The organism is Erythrobacter sp. JB1-4 (assembly GCF_057365025.1).
In genome coordinates, this window is record NZ_CP200292.1 from 305,919 (window position 1) to 323,098 (window position 17,180).

General features: G+C 57.1%; 15 protein-coding genes. 5 read left to right on the plus strand and 10 right to left on the minus strand.

Annotated features, from left to right (window positions below; all coding sequences use genetic code 11):
• Window positions 1–19: 19 nt before the first annotated feature.
• Together budC and AC0V61_RS01590 are read right to left on the minus strand one after the other, a co-directional pair.
• Window positions 20–817: a meso-2,3-butanediol dehydrogenase gene (budC, locus tag AC0V61_RS01585; RefSeq protein WP_486155508.1), complete on the minus strand. Its 798-nt coding sequence runs from the start codon at window positions 815–817 to the stop codon at window positions 20–22.
• A gap of 82 nt (window positions 818–899) precedes the next feature.
• On the minus strand, window positions 900–3,440 hold the full coding sequence (locus AC0V61_RS01590; protein ID WP_486155509.1) for a DNA/RNA non-specific endonuclease: 2,541 nt from the start codon (window positions 3,438–3,440) through the stop codon (window positions 900–902).
• A 344-nt stretch (window positions 3,441–3,784) separates the two neighbouring features.
• Here AC0V61_RS01590 and AC0V61_RS01595 point away from each other — a divergent pair, with 344 nt between their 5' ends.
• Genes AC0V61_RS01595 through AC0V61_RS01605 form a run of 3 tightly spaced genes read left to right on the plus strand, consistent with a single transcriptional unit; the run spans window position 3,785 to window position 5,400 of the window.
• Window positions 3,785–4,186: a thioredoxin family protein gene (locus tag AC0V61_RS01595; protein WP_486155511.1), complete on the plus strand. Its 402-nt coding sequence runs from the start codon at window positions 3,785–3,787 to the stop codon at window positions 4,184–4,186.
• Between the two features lie 29 nt (window positions 4,187–4,215).
• Window positions 4,216–4,935 (plus strand): cytochrome c biogenesis CcdA family protein, encoded by a 720-nt coding sequence (locus AC0V61_RS01600; RefSeq protein WP_486155512.1) that lies wholly within the window; start codon window positions 4,216–4,218, stop codon window positions 4,933–4,935.
• Between the two features lie 60 nt (window positions 4,936–4,995).
• Window positions 4,996–5,400: a VOC family protein gene (locus tag AC0V61_RS01605; RefSeq protein WP_486155513.1), complete on the plus strand. Its 405-nt coding sequence runs from the start codon at window positions 4,996–4,998 to the stop codon at window positions 5,398–5,400.
• Between the two features lie 234 nt (window positions 5,401–5,634).
• Here the strand turns inward: AC0V61_RS01605 and AC0V61_RS01610 are convergent, their stop codons facing one another.
• The 7 genes from AC0V61_RS01610 to AC0V61_RS01640 form a co-directional block, all read right to left on the minus strand.
• Window positions 5,635–6,267 carry a response regulator transcription factor gene (locus tag AC0V61_RS01610; RefSeq protein WP_486155514.1) on the minus strand — a complete coding sequence of 211 codons (633 nt, stop codon included), beginning with the start codon at window positions 6,265–6,267 and terminating at the stop codon, window positions 5,635–5,637.
• Window positions 6,268–6,451: 184 nt separating this feature from the next.
• On the minus strand, window positions 6,452–7,189 hold the full coding sequence (locus tag AC0V61_RS01615) for a proteasome-type protease (protein ID WP_486155515.1): 738 nt from the start codon (window positions 7,187–7,189) through the stop codon (window positions 6,452–6,454).
• Between the two features lie 116 nt (window positions 7,190–7,305).
• Entirely contained in the window at window positions 7,306–8,115 is an 810-nt protein-coding gene (locus AC0V61_RS01620) for a transglutaminase family protein (RefSeq protein ID WP_486155516.1), read from the minus strand.
• A 25-nt stretch (window positions 8,116–8,140) separates the two neighbouring features.
• On the minus strand, window positions 8,141–9,085 hold the full coding sequence (locus tag AC0V61_RS01625; RefSeq protein ID WP_486155517.1) for an alpha-E domain-containing protein: 945 nt from the start codon (window positions 9,083–9,085) through the stop codon (window positions 8,141–8,143).
• Between the two features lie 31 nt (window positions 9,086–9,116).
• Entirely contained in the window at window positions 9,117–10,568 is a 1,452-nt protein-coding gene (locus tag AC0V61_RS01630) for a circularly permuted type 2 ATP-grasp protein (protein WP_486155518.1), read from the minus strand.
• Between the two features lie 87 nt (window positions 10,569–10,655).
• Entirely contained in the window at window positions 10,656–11,438 is a 783-nt protein-coding gene (locus AC0V61_RS01635) for an esterase/lipase family protein (RefSeq protein ID WP_486155519.1), read from the minus strand.
• Window positions 11,439–11,508: 70 nt separating this feature from the next.
• A complete protein-coding gene (locus AC0V61_RS01640; protein WP_486155520.1) occupies window positions 11,509–12,066 on the minus strand; it encodes a DUF3617 domain-containing protein in 558 nt (185 codons plus the stop codon).
• A gap of 90 nt (window positions 12,067–12,156) precedes the next feature.
• Between AC0V61_RS01640 and uvrB the strand changes: the two genes are divergently transcribed.
• Together uvrB and AC0V61_RS01650 are read left to right on the plus strand one after the other, a co-directional pair.
• Window positions 12,157–14,352 carry an excinuclease ABC subunit UvrB gene (gene uvrB, locus AC0V61_RS01645; protein WP_486155521.1) on the plus strand — a complete coding sequence of 732 codons (2,196 nt, stop codon included), beginning with the start codon at window positions 12,157–12,159 and terminating at the stop codon, window positions 14,350–14,352.
• The gene (locus AC0V61_RS01650) at window positions 14,349–14,984 is read left to right on the plus strand and encodes a hypothetical protein (protein ID WP_486155522.1); all 636 of its coding nucleotides are present in this window, start codon (window positions 14,349–14,351) and stop codon (window positions 14,982–14,984) included. The genes uvrB and AC0V61_RS01650 overlap by 4 nt, the downstream gene beginning before the upstream one ends.
• Here the strand turns inward: AC0V61_RS01650 and AC0V61_RS01655 are convergent.
• The gene (locus AC0V61_RS01655) at window positions 14,981–17,086 is read right to left on the minus strand and encodes a protein-disulfide reductase DsbD family protein (protein ID WP_486155523.1); all 2,106 of its coding nucleotides are present in this window, start codon (window positions 17,084–17,086) and stop codon (window positions 14,981–14,983) included. The two genes, AC0V61_RS01650 and AC0V61_RS01655, sit on opposite strands and share 4 nt — an antisense overlap.
• Between the last annotated feature and the right edge of the window lie 94 nt (window positions 17,087–17,180).

The window sequence follows — 17,180 nt, forward strand, 5'->3', positions numbered from 1 at the left end:
TGGCAAAAACCTTTTTGGTTCACCCCTTCGCCGCCATCGCCAGCGCGAGGAAGTTAGGCTGCCCATTGCTCGCTGTCACGCCGCCATCGACGGGCAAATTCACACCGGTTACAAAGCTTGCATCTTCGCTTGCCAGGAATGCCGCTGCTGCTGCGATATCTTCAGGCTCGCCAATCCGGCCCAAGGCAACGCGCTGCATAAACGCGCCCACCATCATGTCATTGCCGGTAATGTCATCAACCATATCCGAACGCGTGATCGAGGGGTTGATTGCGTTCACCCGAATGCCCATCCCGCCCACTTGCAATGCCAGCCCGCGTGTGAAGTTGCTCACTGCGCCCTTGGAGGCATTGTACACGGGAAGCATGGAATCTCCGCCCATGCCCGACACGCTGGAGATATTGATGATCGAGCCTTTAGTGGCTTTCAGGTGAGGGATCGCGGCGCGGCTCACATAGATGACGCCCTTGACGTTGATATCGATGATCCGGTCGATTTCCTCATCAGACGTCTTGTGCACCATGGAACCGCCGCCAACGCCGGCGTTGTTGACCATCACATCAAGGCCGCCAAATTTCTCGACACAGGCCGCAACGATCTCATTGGCAAAGGCGCTTTTGCTTACATCACCGGGCACCACGAGCGTGCGCGCAGGATCGAGATTCTCCGCCATTTTCGCGCATTTCTCAGCGTTGCGCGCATTGATTACAACATTTGCACCTTCATCATGGAAACGCCGCGCAATACCCTCTCCGATACCAGTGGATGAGCCGGTGATGATTACCGATTTGCCAGCGAAGCGTTGCGTGATTGTCATACTGATTTCCTCTGATAGAGCGGCGACTGGACTCCGCCCTATCAAGGCTCAGAAAATGCGCAAGTCAGGAGCCCTCAGGCGATCAACGCAGGATAATATCTTGGAAGCTGTCTATCGAGCCATCCTCACGGAACCCGCCAGAATTGGCCCGCAATATGGACTCGCTCGCATCCAAAGTTTGAACGCCCTTTCGCCTGCGGAAAGCAGGTTTCGCTAGCTCTTCGGCGAACGGATCTATCTCGGCCAAGCTTTTACCTTCGCCTTTTCCGAAGCGGAATTTCAGCTTGGTCAGTTCTTCGATTTCTTCGATCGGTCGCTGATAACTCTTCCATTCACTAAACAATTGGTCTCGCGCAGGCGCGCTTTCCCGGTAATCGAACTTGTCGGGGTCAATATAGCGCTCGTGGCTGAGCAAAAACGCGGTGGCGAACAACTTATTCTCAGCGTCAACCGCCACAATGACTTTCCAGAACTCAATCGGCAAGTTCACGCCCTTATAAGGGGGGTCGAATTCATTGAAGATCGGGCCGCTCATAACTTGAACCCTGAAGTTGTATTCCCGCGCGGTTCGCTCAAGGATATACTGCTCCAGCCCCTGCCATAACAGAACGCTCTTCTTATCAGTTGTCTGATTACGGTTGAACGTCTCAAACTGCGGCACAGCATTAGTCAGTACATTCGTCGCGTTTGCACGAAGTGTCGCGTCATAAGGGTTTTTACCCCATTCAAGCGCTTCGCGCCTTGATAGATGACCGATGTCGAAATAATTCTTGTAATAGAAGTCCTTGGGTAACTGATCCTCGGTCGAGATACGTCGATCATTGAGCCATTTGTCTTTGGGACGCCCAAGCCCCCAGTTTATGCCGCCATCAACATTAGCGGCGCTGTAGTAGGCCATGCGGCGTTCGGAGTTCATTGCGACGGTGACGTTTCGATAGTGAAGCCGCCCATGCTCGATGTCACCCGCCAATGGTAACTTCCCATAAGCATCTGGGGCGATTTGATCGGCAGATTGCTCTTTTCCGTCAGCAGCCCTCAACTTCGCCAGTGGGCCCATTCCTTGTTTCAGCCATGCGCGCTGCGCCCGCTTAGATGCTCTGTCCTCGGCCTCCCAGTCCGGGTGCTCTAAAACGGGCAGATGCACCCGCTTGGCCTCTTTGTCGTCTTTTTTATCTGTATCTTCATCAAAGAGAAAATACTCGTCAAATGGCTTGTTCCAATGGTCTTCGGGGTAGACCGGCGCATGTGGCGGCTCCTTGTTTTTCTTGCTTTCAAGCACCCCAGAGGCATCCATCGACTCAGCTGCATCCTGCTCGACGACCTCAACCTGACCATTCTCCACCGCCAGCGTTACCCGGATCAATTTGCGTTCCATAGTGTTGTCCTTTGCGCTTGTGAGGTGAAGTGAGTGGTTCGAAGTGACTTGATTTTGCGTATCATGCGATTGCGGCGCTGTTAGAGGCGGCGCAGTCGGTGGCGAATTGGGCGGTGGCGAATTGGGCGGCGGCGGATTCGGCGGCGGCGCGGCGCTCGGCTTCATATAATCTGCAACCGACACAGCTCGCGCGATTTGGACCAAGCTATCGGGCAGCCTCCCTCCTCGAAACATCACCGGTAGGCGGCTTGAGATATCGCGCACACCAACATTGAGCATGGGCGCAATCAGCGGGTGCGTCGCAATTTCCAAATCGGTGCGCAAAAGCTCAATAATCTTGGAGATGCGAATGCCTTCGTTCGCGATCCAATCAATGTCGGCATCGGTATGTATGCTGGGATCATAATCGTTCCCATCCACCGTCTTCCAGGCGCCACCTTCGATGCGCGGCACGCCCGAATGATGGAGCGCCACCACCAGCCAATCGTTTGTAAAAACGGGAGCCCCTGAGGAACCGCCCAGAGTGTCGGTTGAATACCACAGCACGTCTTCGCTTCGCGCCAAGAACTGATTATCGCGCGCGCACACCTGTTTGCGCTCGCCATTGGGGTGTTGGATGATGGTGAGCCATTCACCCTCCATCACCTTGCCAAGCTCTGCGATCAGAGGAAGCCAGCCAGCCTCTTCGAGGGTCGCCATGCCGCCGACAGATTGCTCATCCACCGCGACAATGGTGAAATCGAGCGGTTCATTGGTGTAGAACAATTTATCGGGATCGAGCCGAAAGCGAAGCGGCGTGCGATCCTGCCCCAGCAAATCGCGCTCATAAAACATCTGGATCTCGCTGTTTTGGGCAAGCTCAAAATTTTTGAGGACGTGGTTGTTGGTCATCAACACGCCGTCGCCCACGAAAAAGCCCGAACCAAATCCAAGCCTGCGCCCGCGTGCGTTGATGATTTCCACCCGAACGACCGAGCGCGCAACCAAGGCGCCGCGAGGCAGATAATTGGCATCTTGAAGTTCGTTCCCGCCGATGATCCGCTCAAACGCCTCTTTCGCCTCGCGTTCTTCGGAATAGAGATTTTCGAGCATCCGACGGCGCTGCTGCTTTTGATGTTCGCTCGCAACTTGTTCAGGTGAGCCCATGCGGATTTCGCGGCTTAGCCGTTCAATATCGGTCCCACTCTCAGCAATACGCGCCGCCGCCTTATTCGCGGCTTCAAAGAAATTTGGAGTTGAAACAGCCATTTTGTCCCCCCGAACACGCACGCCATTTTCCAGTGTATGGGCACAAGCTTAGCACAAAATGGCAACTATTTGGCACTTGCATTGGAGCAACGATGTGACAGTTGACACATTGGCGGTACGAGATTGCAATTTTCACCTTCAAAACAGAGTCTTAGAACAACGCGAGAGAGTAAGTATTCACCCCCTCCAAGAGTTTCATCGCGCCCAACACAGATGGGCCCATTCCGGCGACTTAAAAAATCGCCCGATTTTTATTTCCACGTGTAACCAGCCCGCCCACGCGCGCGAACACCAGACAAACCGCGGCGCTCTTTTGCGCCCATACCCTTCTGGAGATCACGATAATGACCCGCCTTTTTCTGATCATCGCCGCCATTGGTGCCATCGTCGTTGGCGCGACGCAGCTCACCGCTCAGGCCAATGCCGCGAATTGGACCACCTATGACGAAGCCGAATTTATGATGGCTCAAAAAAAGGGCAAGACGATCGTGGTTGATGTCTATGCCGACTGGTGCCCGACATGCCGGGCGCAGGCCCCGATCCTTGATGAGCTGCGCACCCAAAAACAGTCGAGCGATGTGCTTTTCGTCAAAGTGAATTTCGACGATGAAAAGGCCTTCCTTCGTGCCAACCGCGTGCCGCGTCAGTCGACCGTTCTCGTGTTCAAAGGCATGGACGAGGTCGCCCGCTCTATTGCTGAGACCAATCGCACCCGTCTTCGCAAAGTGGTGCTGGACGCGCTTTAAGGGCGCGCCATCAGGTAAGGCTTAACATCATGTTTGGCAGCGCATTCCTGTCCTTTATCGCGGGGCTGGTCACAATCCTGAACCCTTGCGTCCTGCCGCTTGTGCCGATCTTGGTGGCATCAGCGCTGGGCAAGAGCAGGTTTGGCCCGCTCGCGCTTGCCGCCGGGCTTGTAACCAGTTTCACCGCTTTTGGCTTTACCGTGATCGCCTTTGGCTATTCGCTTGGCATCAATGAGCAATTTGTGCGACTATTCGCAGGCGGATTGCTGGCGGTTGCAGGGCTCGTGCTGTTGGTGCCTCAGGCGCAAGCAGCGCTCAGCGCGGCGGCTGCGCCCATCTCAAACTTCGGCAATCAACGCCTGTCATCGCTTAGCGGTGACGGGTGGTATGGCCAATTTGCGGTCGGCTTGCTGCTGGGCGTTGTGTGGGCACCGTGTGTGGGTCCAACCCTTGGCGTTGCGATTGCGGCAGCCAGTCAGGGGCAGGACCTACTCGCAAGCTTTTTCATATTCCTGATCTTCGGGATTGGCGTTGCGACAAGCGTGCTTGCCTTTGCCTATGGCTCGCGCAAGGCCATAGGGGAGCGCCGTCAGACCCTTGCCGTGCTCGCCAAATACGGCAAACCCCTGTTTGGAGCAGCGCTTTTGGTGGTGGGCCTGATGGTGGTTAGCGGCTTTGATAAGGTCATCGAAATCGCGCTTCTCGATGCGTTGCCTCCTTCGGTGATCGAGTTCACAACCCGGTTCTGAACCAAGCACCTTTGCTTAGTGCTCGATGGCGCTGTAAGCTGGTTTCAGGAGGACGGGCACATGAATGAGACAACACAACCCCGCAGCACCGGACCACGCGTCACTGGTTTAGGCGGCGTATTCTATGTGGCGGCTGATCCCGAAGCCACACGGGCTTGGTATCGCGATAAGCTGGGAGTGGACGGCGAATATGGGCCGCAGTTTGCTTGGTCTGATGAACCCAAGAAAAAGCCATACTCCCTCATCAGCCACTTCAAAGATGATGAGTATATTCAGCCGGGCCAAGGCGGGTTCATGATCAACCTTCGCGTCGCTGATCTCGACGGATTTGTTGAGCTCCTAAAATCGCGCGATGTCGACGTGCTGGACACAGCGGACGAGGGATATGGCAAGTTTGCCTGGATCCTTGATCCCAATGGCGTCAAAATCGAGCTGTGGGAGCAGATGGTGGACGATACGCCTTAGATAGGTACGCCTTAGGTAGTTACGCCTTAGGACAAACCGCCGTGCAGCTTGCTGGGCTGCGGTGGGCCGCGTTCATCGTACATCCGCAGCACCTTGAGAAATTAGAACGGCCCCAACGTCGGGGGAAGACGTTGAGGCCGTTCGGGTACCAAGGGCGGGGTGGCTTTACGCTCCTCAAAGAGGCGCCCTTCGCAGGATGGACACTGGCGATAGACCAGCATTTCTTAAGTGGATTTAATAGGAGACTTGGGGTTCAATCTGAGGTTCCAATTTAGCCTCAAGTTTGAGGCGGACGGCTTCGGCGGCGTGGCGCGCGCCAAGTTTGTGCATCATGTTGGCACGGTGGATTTCGACAGTGCGCGGGCTGATATCGAGCTCACGGGCGATGACTTTATTGCTGGATCCTTGGGCCAGCCATTCCAATACTTCACGTTCACGGGTTGACAGACTTGCGATCCGGTCGCGCGCCTCGATCATACGGCGGCGAGCTGCCCCGAAGACTTCGGCCTCTTTCTCAATCCGAGAAAGACAGCGTTCGAACCGATCCGGATCAAGTGGAAGAGAGAGATAATCAAGCGCCCCCGCTTTGATTGCCTCTACAATTCGGCCCGGACGCGGCTCTGCCTCGACCGCGATCAGGGGCAACCAGATGCCCAATCGGCTGAGCCGATCGAGAATCATCGAGACGCCGCCCTGATCAGGCAGATCGCGGGCGATAATGATCCCTTCGCGCGGTGGGTGAATGGATAATTCCGAAATGTCGCCATACACTTCTGAATGGTGGCCCAGGGAAAACCCTATGCGTGCCAATTCAGCGCGATGACGGCTGTTGGAATCGATGAAATGGAGGGTGGCTTTGCGTGACATGCTTATCTTGGTGCGCTCACCAAAATTTTAATTCACGCAGCACTAACCCCGATATGGAGTCATACGGTGAGGGATTCTGCGCAAACGGCTGAATCCTTAGCCCTTAATACCTCCAATATCGACCAAATGTCTGATACAAAATCGGGGTTATTTGCAGTTTAGCCGCTTGCCCTAACTCTGAACCTTATTGCGACTCGAGTGAATAAGCGGGAAGCGATTCGAACGCAGACTTAAGCGCATCACCCCAATTGGAAGAGATAGTGCCGAAGTATTCATCCTCCGGCGTGATGCGGCGTTCATGGGTGGGTGCAAAATCGTCTTTGCCAATCACCATAAGGTCAAGCGGGAGCCCAACAGACAGGTTCGCCTTCAAGGTGGAATCAAACGACACCATGACCAGCTTCACCGCATCCTCAATGCTCATATCCGGCTCATAGCCCCGGATCAGGATCGGGCGGCCGTATTTGGTTTCGCCAATCTGGAAGAAGGGCGTGTCAGAGCTTGCCTCAATGAAGTTGCCTTCCGGGTAAATCATGAACAGACGCGGCTCCATCCCCGCGATCTGGCCGGCAAGGATGATCGAGGCGGTGAAGCGTGACTTTGAATTGTTTGCTTGTTGCACCTCGCTAATTGTCTGGCGCAGCAACCGCCCGATCTCCGTTGCAACGGTGAACATGGTGGGCCCGTTCAAAAGCGTAGTTTCGCGCTCATCGGGCTCTTTGGTGCGTTCCTCAAGCTTACTCACCACAGCCTGCGTTGTCGCCAGATTGCCTGCAGTCATCACCGCGATCATGCGTTCCCCGGGCACCGACCATGAGAACATCTTGCGGAACACAGAGATATTGTCGACGCCCGAATTGGTGCGGGTATCGCTCATCAGGACAAGGCCCTTATCGAGCACCATGCCAACGCAATAGGTCATCAAATTCTCCGGTTGTTTTAATCCGCGCCGCTTAGCGCAGCTTGTCGAGTGAGTCTTTTGTTTTTCGCACGCCCATCCGCGGATTTGTGGGCGCAAATCCAAAACATACAAAAAGCCTACTGCGCTTGCTGCTCGACTTGGAGATCAACGGTAAGCGCTTGGGAGGAAGTGCCAAAGCTGATGCCGGTAACTGGGCTTGCATCGCGGTAGTCGCGGCCTGTTGCCACCCGCACGTAACGCGGATCGGGACTGATCCCATTGGATACGTCAAAACCGACCCAGCCAAGCCCCTTAATATGCGCCTCGGCCCAAGCATGGCTTGCCTCTTGCTCGATGCGGTCGTTCATCATCAAATAGCCCGACACATAGCGCGCAGGGATATCGAAGAAGCGGGCAAGGCCAATGAAGATATGGGTGTGATCCTGACACACACCCTCGCCCGCCGCGACCGCTTCCTCGGCTTTCGTCGTAACACCGGTCACACCCGTTGTGTATGTGACACGCTCAGCGATGGTTGATGAAAGTTCGTGGAGAAACTCGACCCCCGGCTCATCAGGTTTGCCAAGCTCTCTTGCGAGATTGTGCATTTGCAATCCGGGCCTTGTAAGGTCGGTTTGGCCAAGAAAACTCCACAAGGGCAAATGGCCCGAGTGAGTTCCGATTACCCCTGCGACATCGCTGGTCTCGACCTTGCCTTGGCATGTGACTGTGACCTCATGTGCGCCCGGCTCCACGGCGATGAGGGTGACCGTGTTGTAGTTCTGATCCTCGTATTCAAGCTCGCGGTGCGCGTTCTCATAGTGCATATCCCACTCAAGGATACGCTGCCCCTGCGTCTCTTTGGGTGTCAGGCGCAGGCGTTGGAGCGCGTGCACAACCGGCTCTTTAAAGGCGTAGCGCGTGGTGTGGCGGATCGCGAGTTTCATTGCGCCATTGTCCTTATAGAAACCCTCACGCTAGGAACCTGTAGTCTTCGGTGACCGCTTCGCCGATCTCGCCGTTGTGCGCCATGAATTCGGTGAGGAATTCATGCAGACCCTGCTCGAAGATGGCCTCTGCGGTAAGGCTCGAAATGTCGCTTTCTTTCGCCACCAAGAGCGCTGCGCATTTGCCTTCGCGCTCATGTATCTCGGCAAGCCGTTGCAGATGGTTGCGCACTGCATTGCGACAAAAGGCAAGGCTGCGCGGGAAACGCCGGTCGAGGACCAGGAAGTCAACGATAGAACGCGCATCAATAGTGCCGCGATTGATGTTGCTGTAACTGCTCACCCCGGCGACCGAACGCAGGACCTGTTCCCATTGCCCTGTATCAAGGCTGGAGCCCACATAGGAAAGTGAGGGCAGCAGCAAATAGTATTTCATATCGAGAATGCGCGCCGTGCTCATCCCGCGCTCAAGATAGGTGCCAACGCGCGCAAAATGCCGTCCCTCATCGCGAAGGATTGTGCCATCCATCGCCCCATGAACCAGCATCCCGGTGCGCCGCAAACGCTCCAACACATCGCCAAGCGCGGTTTGACTGACAGGGCGCGAAAGCTGTTTGTCGAGAACCATCCAGTTCTCGTTGACCGCTTCCCACACTTCGGCTGAGAGACATGTGCGCGCTGTGCGGGCGTTGCTGCGCACCGCACCCATCATCTCGCGCACATTGGCGGGGTTGTCGCGGTCGCGCAGGACGAAATTCCAAACGCTTGCACCGTCATAGCTATCGTTTGCCTGTTCAAACGCGGTCTTGAGACCCAAGGTCGAAATGACCGAGCGCCATTCATCCTGCGCGGTCTCCACATCGCGGGTGAGCGCCATGCGAAGCCCTGCCTCCATCAGGCGCGCAGTGTTCTCTGCCCGTTCGAGATAACGGAACATCCAGAACAGGCCATTGGCGGTCCGGCCTAGCATGTCGGTTCTCGTGTGATGTTTGGGGCCCCCATCAGTCTTTCAGAACCCAAGTGTCTTTGGTGCCGCCCCCTTGGGAGCTGTTCACCACCAAAGAGCCTTGCTTAAGCGCCACACGGGTGAGCCCGCCCGGCGTAATGTCGATGCCATCTGGCGAAACCAGCACATAAGGCCGCAAATCCACATGGCGAGGCACAAGCCCTTTGCTGGTGAAGATCGGACAGGTGGAAAGCGAAAGCGTAGGCTGTGCAATGTAATTTTCAGGCTTTGCCTCAAGCTTGGCGCGGAAGGCTTTGATCTCCTTCTTCGTCGCGGTCGGCCCGATCAGCATGCCATATCCGCCGGAGCCGTGGACTTCTTTGACCACAAGCTCCTCCAGATTGTCGAGCACATAACCAAGGCTATCCGGATCAGCGCAGCGCCACGTCTGCACATTGGGCAAGAGCGGCTTTTCACCTGTATAGAACTCAACGATTTCGGGCATGAAGGAATAGATCGCCTTGTCGTCCGACACGCCCGTTCCCGGAGCATTGGCGATTGTGACACCGCCTGAACGATACACATCCATAATTCCCGGCACGCCGAGCACGCTATCAGGGTGAAAGGTCAGCGGGTCGAGATATTCGTCGTCCACACGCCGATAAATCACATCCAAAGGCTCAAACCCGCGGGTGGTGCGCATTTGCACGCGGCCATCAATCACGCGAAGGTCCGAGCCCTCGACAAGCTCTGCGCCCATTTGGTCGGCGAGAAACGCGTGCTCAAAATAGGCGGAGTTGTAGATCCCCGGCGTCAGCACCGCGACATTGGGCTTGCGCCCGCCGCTTGCATCAAACTTGGGCGGCGCGCAGGCGGCAAGGCTCCTTGCCAATCGGCGCGGGTAATTCGCAACCGGCTCCACCTTCACCTGAGAAAAGAGGTCCGGGAACATCTCCATCATCGTCTCGCGGTTTTCGAGCATGTAGGAGACACCCGAAGGCGTGCGGGCGTTATCCTCCAACACAAACCACTCATCCGGCCCCGTGCGCACCAGATCGATGCCGACGATATGGGTGTAAACCCCGCCCGGCGGCGTCATGCCCACCATATGCGGGAGCCATGCGTCATTGTTTCTCAGCAGCCTTTCGGGAAGACGGCCCGAACGGATAATCTCTTGGCGGTGGTAAAGGTCATAGAGGAAAGCATTCAGCGCCCGAACCCTCTGCTCAATACCCTTAGTGAGCCTGCGCCATTCGCCAGCGGTGATAATGCGCGGCACCATGTCAAACGGGATCAGACGCTCTTCCGCCTCATCCTCGCCATAGACGTTAAAGGTAATGCCAGTGCGGCGAAAACTTTCATCTGCCTCACGGTTCTTGCGCTTGAGGAATGCAGGGTCTTGCGCGTCATACCATTCGCCATAGGCAGCGTAAGCGGGCCGCGTGGTCCCGGCCCCGTGGGTCATTTCATCAAAGTTGTCGGGTGTCCCCGAAGCGCTGCAAGCCATCTATCCCCGCAAGTTTGCTGCAAGTGCGAAAGCATACTCTAACGCGCCGTTCTCAAAAGGAAAGCCGCTTATGATCGGCCATCTGGCCTATGCAGGCGCCTTGTCGAGCTCTTGTAACACCGCAAGGATTGCCTTTGGGTCATAGGTAAAGCCTGAGTGCGTGCAGCGAAGGACAATCGCCCGGTCGCGTTCACCCGGCTTACCCGCCGCACTGCGCGGGCCAATCGCGCCATCATTGGGGCTCCAAAACGCCACCGTTTCCACCTCGGGTTTCACCGTGGTGTCTGTGTCAATCCCCGGCTCATCCACGCTCTCTCCGGTGATCACCGAATAAAGCCGCCAGATGTTGTTGTTGCGCCGCGAGCCCGAAAAGGGCGACCCCATCGTGATAACCTTAGTGATAAGATCAGGGCGCAGCTTTGCCAGTTCTCTTGCGTAAAGCCCGCCAAGGCTCCACCCGACCAATGCAACAGGTCCGCGTGAATTCTCGCAAACGTCCAAAAGCCGTGCTTCCAAAGCGTCCAATGTCGCCTCAGCCACTCCCCAATTGCGCCCTTGCCCCCAGTCTTTGACTGTATGGCCTGCCTCCTCCAACCGCTGCGCCATGTACCGCATGCGTGATGGGCCATGACCAAAGCCGGGGAAGAGGATGACCGTTTGCGGGCGGTTTGCCTTTGGCACCTCAAATTTGCGCACCAGCCGGCGGGCAGGTTCGATCAGAAGGTCCGCCTCGCCCATAAACTTAAGAAAGCTGGGCTTCCCAAGCTCCTCTTGCGCATAATCCCCCGAGGCAAGCTGAATGCGGCGCGCCACCTCCGTTTGAGTGAGCGCCGCTTTCGATGAGGCCAAGAAATGTTCAATTTTGGACATCAGCGTCCCTTTTTTGGTGCATCGCCTAAAGACGGTTCATCACATGAAGGAACGCTGAAACCCATTGGTTCTAACCGTCGCAATCGCCAAGGCGTTCTTGCACCATGTTCATTTCAATATCGGCCTCGCCCATCTCCGCGAGAGTGCCTTTGGTTTTGACCGCGATATCTGTGCGAGTGGGGCTGACCGTGCCGGTCATGGTCATTTTCATTTCGCCTTCATCAGGTGCAGAACAGCTCATCGCCATGTCGACGTCGGTGCCGGTCAAAGCGAACTTATCAATCTTGCAATTTTCGCCCTGCCCCTCGGTCAGCGATTCCTCAAAGCCTTTCTCGGCGTCTTCTTGCGTCAGACAATATTCAAAATTGTTGTTCATCATCCCGCCCATCATCTCGAGCATCTCTGGTGGCGCTCCGGGGATCTCAATCTTCACCAGTTCTAGATTGACAGAATATTTGCCCGGCTCAGGACGAAGGTCTGATACAACTTCGCCAACCTCTGCGGCCGTCACTGTGCCGTCACCATCACTGTCTGCATCCACAGTGCTTTCGCTGCACCCGGCAAGCAGAAGAGCGGATGCAAGAAGCCCCGTAGTCACAGTTTTGGCGGTAAAATTGGCATTGGTCATTTGGAAAAATCCTCCCTCATTGTCGGCAGGGGTGAATAGAGCGCCCTTGGGTGCTTCACAACCGCCTTCTCATGTACCATATCTGTTCCCATGAGCGAGTTAGTCATCAGACGCGGGCTGGAAGAGCCTGAAACCGGTGAAGATTTCACCCCCCACCGTCCCGCGCGGCCTGAAAAGTCGATGCCGGGGAAACCGTTTAAGCTTGTCTCGGACTATGAACCGGCAGGCGATCAACCCACCGCGATTGCTGAGCTTGTGGCGGGTGCGCGCGAGGGGGAGCAGACGCAGACGCTTTTGGGCGTTACCGGGTCAGGCAAAACCTTCACCATGGCGAGCGTCATTCAGGAATTGCAGCGCCCCGCCCTGATCCTTGCGCCCAACAAGATCCTCGCCGCGCAATTGTATGGGGAGATGAAAAGCTTCTTCCCTGAAAACGCGGTCGAGTATTTCGTCAGCTACTACGACTATTATCAGCCAGAAGCCTACGTCCCGCGCTCGGATACCTATATTGAGAAAGAGTCGAGCGTAAACGAGGCCATCGATCGCATGCGCCACTCGGCAACGCGCGCACTGCTCGAACGCGATGATGTGGTGATCGTCGCCTCGGTCTCATGCCTATACGGTATCGGCTCGGTTGAGACCTATTCGGCAATGATCTTCGACATCAAGAAAGATGAAAGCGTCGACCAGCGCGAGTTGATCCGCAAGCTGGTCGCCCTTCAATACAAGCGCAATGATGCCGCCTTCACCCGCGGGTGTTTCCGGGTGCGCGGCGACAATCTGGAACTCTTCCCCTCGCACTATGAAGACATGGCGTGGCGCATTAGCTTTTTTGGCGATGAGATTGAAGAGATTGCCGAATTCGACCCGCTAACCGGCAAGACCGGTGCGAAATTGGACCGCGTGCGGGTTTATGCGAACTCGCACTATGTGACGCCGGGGCCGACCATGAAACAGGCCGCCGAAGCGATTAAGTTTGAGCTGGCGGAGCGTTTGAAAGAGCTGGAGGCCGAAGGGCAGCTTTTGGAGCACCAACGGCTTGAACAGCGCACTCATTTCGACCTTGAGATGATTGCCGCCACCGGGTCTTGCAACGGGATTGAGAACTATTCGCGCTTCCTAACAGGTCGCCTCCCCGGAGAGCCGCCCCCCACCCTGTTCGAGTACCTTCCCGAAAACGCCCTGCTGTTTGTCGATGAAAGCCACCAAACCGTGCCGCAGATTGGCGCCATGGCAAGGGGCGACCACCGCCGCAAAATCACTCTGGCTGAATATGGCTTCCGCTTGCCGTCGTGCATCGACAACCGCCCATTGCGCTTCAACGAATGGGACGCGATGCGCCCGCAGACGGTCGCTGTCTCAGCGACTCCCGGCCCTTGGGAGATGGAGCAAACCGGCGGCGTGTTCGCAGAACAGGTCATCCGCCCGACCGGCCTCATTGACCCGCCGGTTGAAATCCGCCCGGTCGAAGATCAGGTGCAAGATTGCATCCAAGAATGCCTCGCCACTGCCAAAAAAGGCTACCGCACCCTCGTCACAACCTTGACCAAGCGCATGGCCGAAGACCTCACTGAGTTCATGCACGAGGCGGGCGTGCGCGTGCGCTATATGCACTCCGACGTTGAGACGCTGGAGCGCATTGAGCTTATCCGCGACCTTCGCATGGGGGTTTATGACGTGCTGATCGGTATCAACCTGCTGCGTGAGGGGCTCGATATCCCTGAGTGCGGCCTTGTGGCGATTTTGGACGCGGATAAGGAAGGCTTCTTGCGTTCAGAAACAAGCCTCGTCCAAACCATCGGCCGCGCGGCGCGAAACGTTGATGGCCGAGTGATCCTCTACGCTGATCGCATTACCGGCAGCATGGAACGCGCCATGGCCGAAACCGACCGCCGCCGCGAAAAGCAAAAGGCTTATAACGAAGAACACGGCATCACGCCCACCACAATCAAGCGCGACATTGCCGACATTGTGGCACACACTGCATCACAGGACGGGGTCACAGTCGACCTAGAGGACGACGAGACCAACAACCTCGTGGGCCATAACCTACGGGCCTACATCGAAGACCTCGAAAAACGCATGCGCGATGCGGCGGCCAACCTCGAGTTTGAGGAAGCTGGGCGACTTCGCGATGAAATCCGTCGGCTTGAAAATGACGAGCTTGGCCTGCCTGATGAGCAGAAAAAAGCGCCAAGGGTCGGGCGAAGCAACGAGGGCAAGCCGGGGACGCGCAAGACACGTTACGGCAAGGTGAGAGCCAAGCGGATGGGCGGGAAGCCGTGAGGACGCTGACGCTCCTCACTCTCCTTGCCCCCGTAGCTCTGGTGACCGCGTGCAAACCGCCTCCAACGGACGCGGATATGCTGCGCGCGGTGCCAGAAGCATCGCCCACATTTGCCTCATCGCCGCTCCCCTCGCCCGATACCCAAGGGGCGGCATGGGCGCTTAGCGCGCAAAGCGAGGGGCGCTTGATTTATGGAATTCCCGGCCAGTCATCTTTGCTGGCGCTCGATTGCGATGTGGCAGGCGAACCGGCCATCCAGATCACGCGCATTTCCCCGGCCGATGAAGGGGCAGGCGCTTTGCTCGCACTGGTTGGCAATGGCCGCATCGGGCGGATCAAAGTCGATGCAACCAAGGTGCAAGACCAGTTCTTTTGGATCGGCAGCGCCCCGGCGGCAGATGAGGTTTGGGAACCGCTCATGGGCGCTGGCGAACTTATCGCGACAGTTCCTGGTGCCGGAATGGTGACGCTTAATTCCGATCCCCTGCCGGGCCAAATGGTCACATTTTGCCGCGCTGGAGAAACCTTGGATGAGGCGGCTCTGGCCGCGTTGGCTGAAGCGGATGCTGACGAGGAAGGGGCTGAAGAACCCGAGGCAGAGCCAACAAACGCCTCAAGCCCCGCGCGCTAACGGTCTTTTTGGGCCCGCTCGATCAGCATTTCGGGGGTCAGGACTTGGGGCATTTGTTCCGCCTCTTCGCCCGGTTCGTACCACAGATAAAGCGGAACACCTGCCGCGCCTTGCTCGGTTAAGAACTGCGTGATTTCCTCATCGCGCACCGTCCAATCGCCGACAATGGTTATCACGCCCGCCCGTTCAAAAGCGTTTGCCGTCGCCTCGCGCTCAATCGCGACGCTTTCGTTGACCTTGCAGGTGACGCACCAATCGGCGGTGAACCAGACGAACACCGGCTGTCCACTCTCGCGCGCGCTGGCCAAAGCGTCGCGGCTGAAAGCCTCGGGCAAAAGGAGGGACTGCGAAAGGTCGCGAACGGGCGGGGAATAGGCATAAGGCAGCGCGAAGGCGCCAAAGATCAGGAAGGGTGCCGCGACCAGTCCAAAGGCGGGCCATGCCATTTTGCCTGCGCGCTGAAGTCGCCCAACGATAAAGAGCGCAAGCACAATCCCAAACAGCATCACCAGCGCCGACAAGCCAAACCCGCGCCCGCCAAGCTGCACCGTAAGCCAGATAAGGGCAATGGCGGTCAGACCCATAGGAAACGCCATCGCGCGGCGGAAAGTGTCCATCCATGCGCCCGGCTTGGGGAGCATCTTGCGAAGCGCGGGCACGAAACCGATCAAAAGAAACGGCAACGCCAGCCCAAGGCCAAGCATTGCGAATAGCAGCAGTGCGAGCGGTGTCGGGAGAAGCAGCGCTGCACCCAAGGCGGCCGCCATAAACGGCCCTGTGCAAGGCGTTGCGGCCACCGCGGCGAGAAGCCCGGTTGCAAAAGCGCTGCGCCCTTGCCCGCCCCCTGTGTCGACGCTGGGAAGCTCAAAAATACCTGCAAAGTTGAGGGTGATGACGGTGGCGAGCACCAGAAGCGCAATCACAACGCTGGGAGATTGCAGTTGAAACGCCCAGCCCACTTGCTCACCTGCTGCACGCAGGGCCAGCATGATCCCGCCCAGAGCAACGCAAGCGATCACCACTCCTGCGGTGTAAGCAACGCCTTCCGCTCGCGCCTCCGCCTCGCTTCCACCAGCTCGCGCCAAGCTCAACGCTTTGAGGCTAAGGATTGGGAAGACGCACGGCATGATGTTGAGGATCAGCCCGCCCACCAGTGCGCCCAATATCAGTGACCACAAAGGCGGGGTAACGCCCTTTGCGCTGTTCATCGTGACCATGCGCTCACCGCCCGGTGTCACTTCGCCAGCATCGGCCACAAAGCGCACACCGGTCTGGCCACCAAAGGACAAGATACCCCTCACCGTATCGGCCTCACCTGTGCCAAATTCGCTTAAAGCAATCTCGACGATGAGCCTGTCACCATCGCGCCAAAAGGATTGGGAGGGGGTGTAGTTCACCAGCTGTGTGTTCGCGATAAACACATGCGGGTCAGATAGCTCAACACTGGCAGGAAGCGGAATGCCAAGGCGCAAAACCTCGCCTTCAATGGCGAAGGTGGCAGCAGCATCGAGCATTGGCGCAACCTCGGCGCGCCAGCGGGCAAAGTCGCCGCCAGATGCGCTTGGCTGCCCTGCCATAAGAACCGCGTCCTGCGGCACGCAAACCTCATCGGTGCAGGCGAGATATTGGACATATCCACCGACCTGCAAAACCCCTTGCGTGTCGGCCCCTTGCGGTACTCGCACTGGCACCAGAACACTGTAAGCGCCTTTGTAGATGTGGTTCATCAAAGCGGTGCCACCGGGCAAGGGCTGCAACAAAGTTTGCGGCACGGGGTAAAGCGCCTCACCAACCTCCCACCCCTCAGGCAGATCAAGGCGCAAATCCATGCCAAGCCCAGCATCCCCCGGGTTCGACCAATAGCCGTGCCATTCCTCGCCAGACGGCGTAAAGCGCAGCGCAAGTGTCCACTCTTCGCCAGCCTTGGGCGCGCCATCTGCGATCAGCTGGACCGCGATATTATCGTCCCCAAAACGCGCCTCTTGGGGGATATCGCTGTCTTGCGCGAACGCAATCGCCGGTAACGCTAAAAACGCCGCAATCGCGAGCATAAGAACCTTGATCCATGCGTTACGCACAAAAGGAGATGCAGCGAATGTCACGTACTTTGGCTTGCCTCGGTTCGGGTGGAAGACCATCTATGGCCCTAACGCGCTAATTAGTCTTCGCAAAGAGAACTTGAAGAGTTACACAGAT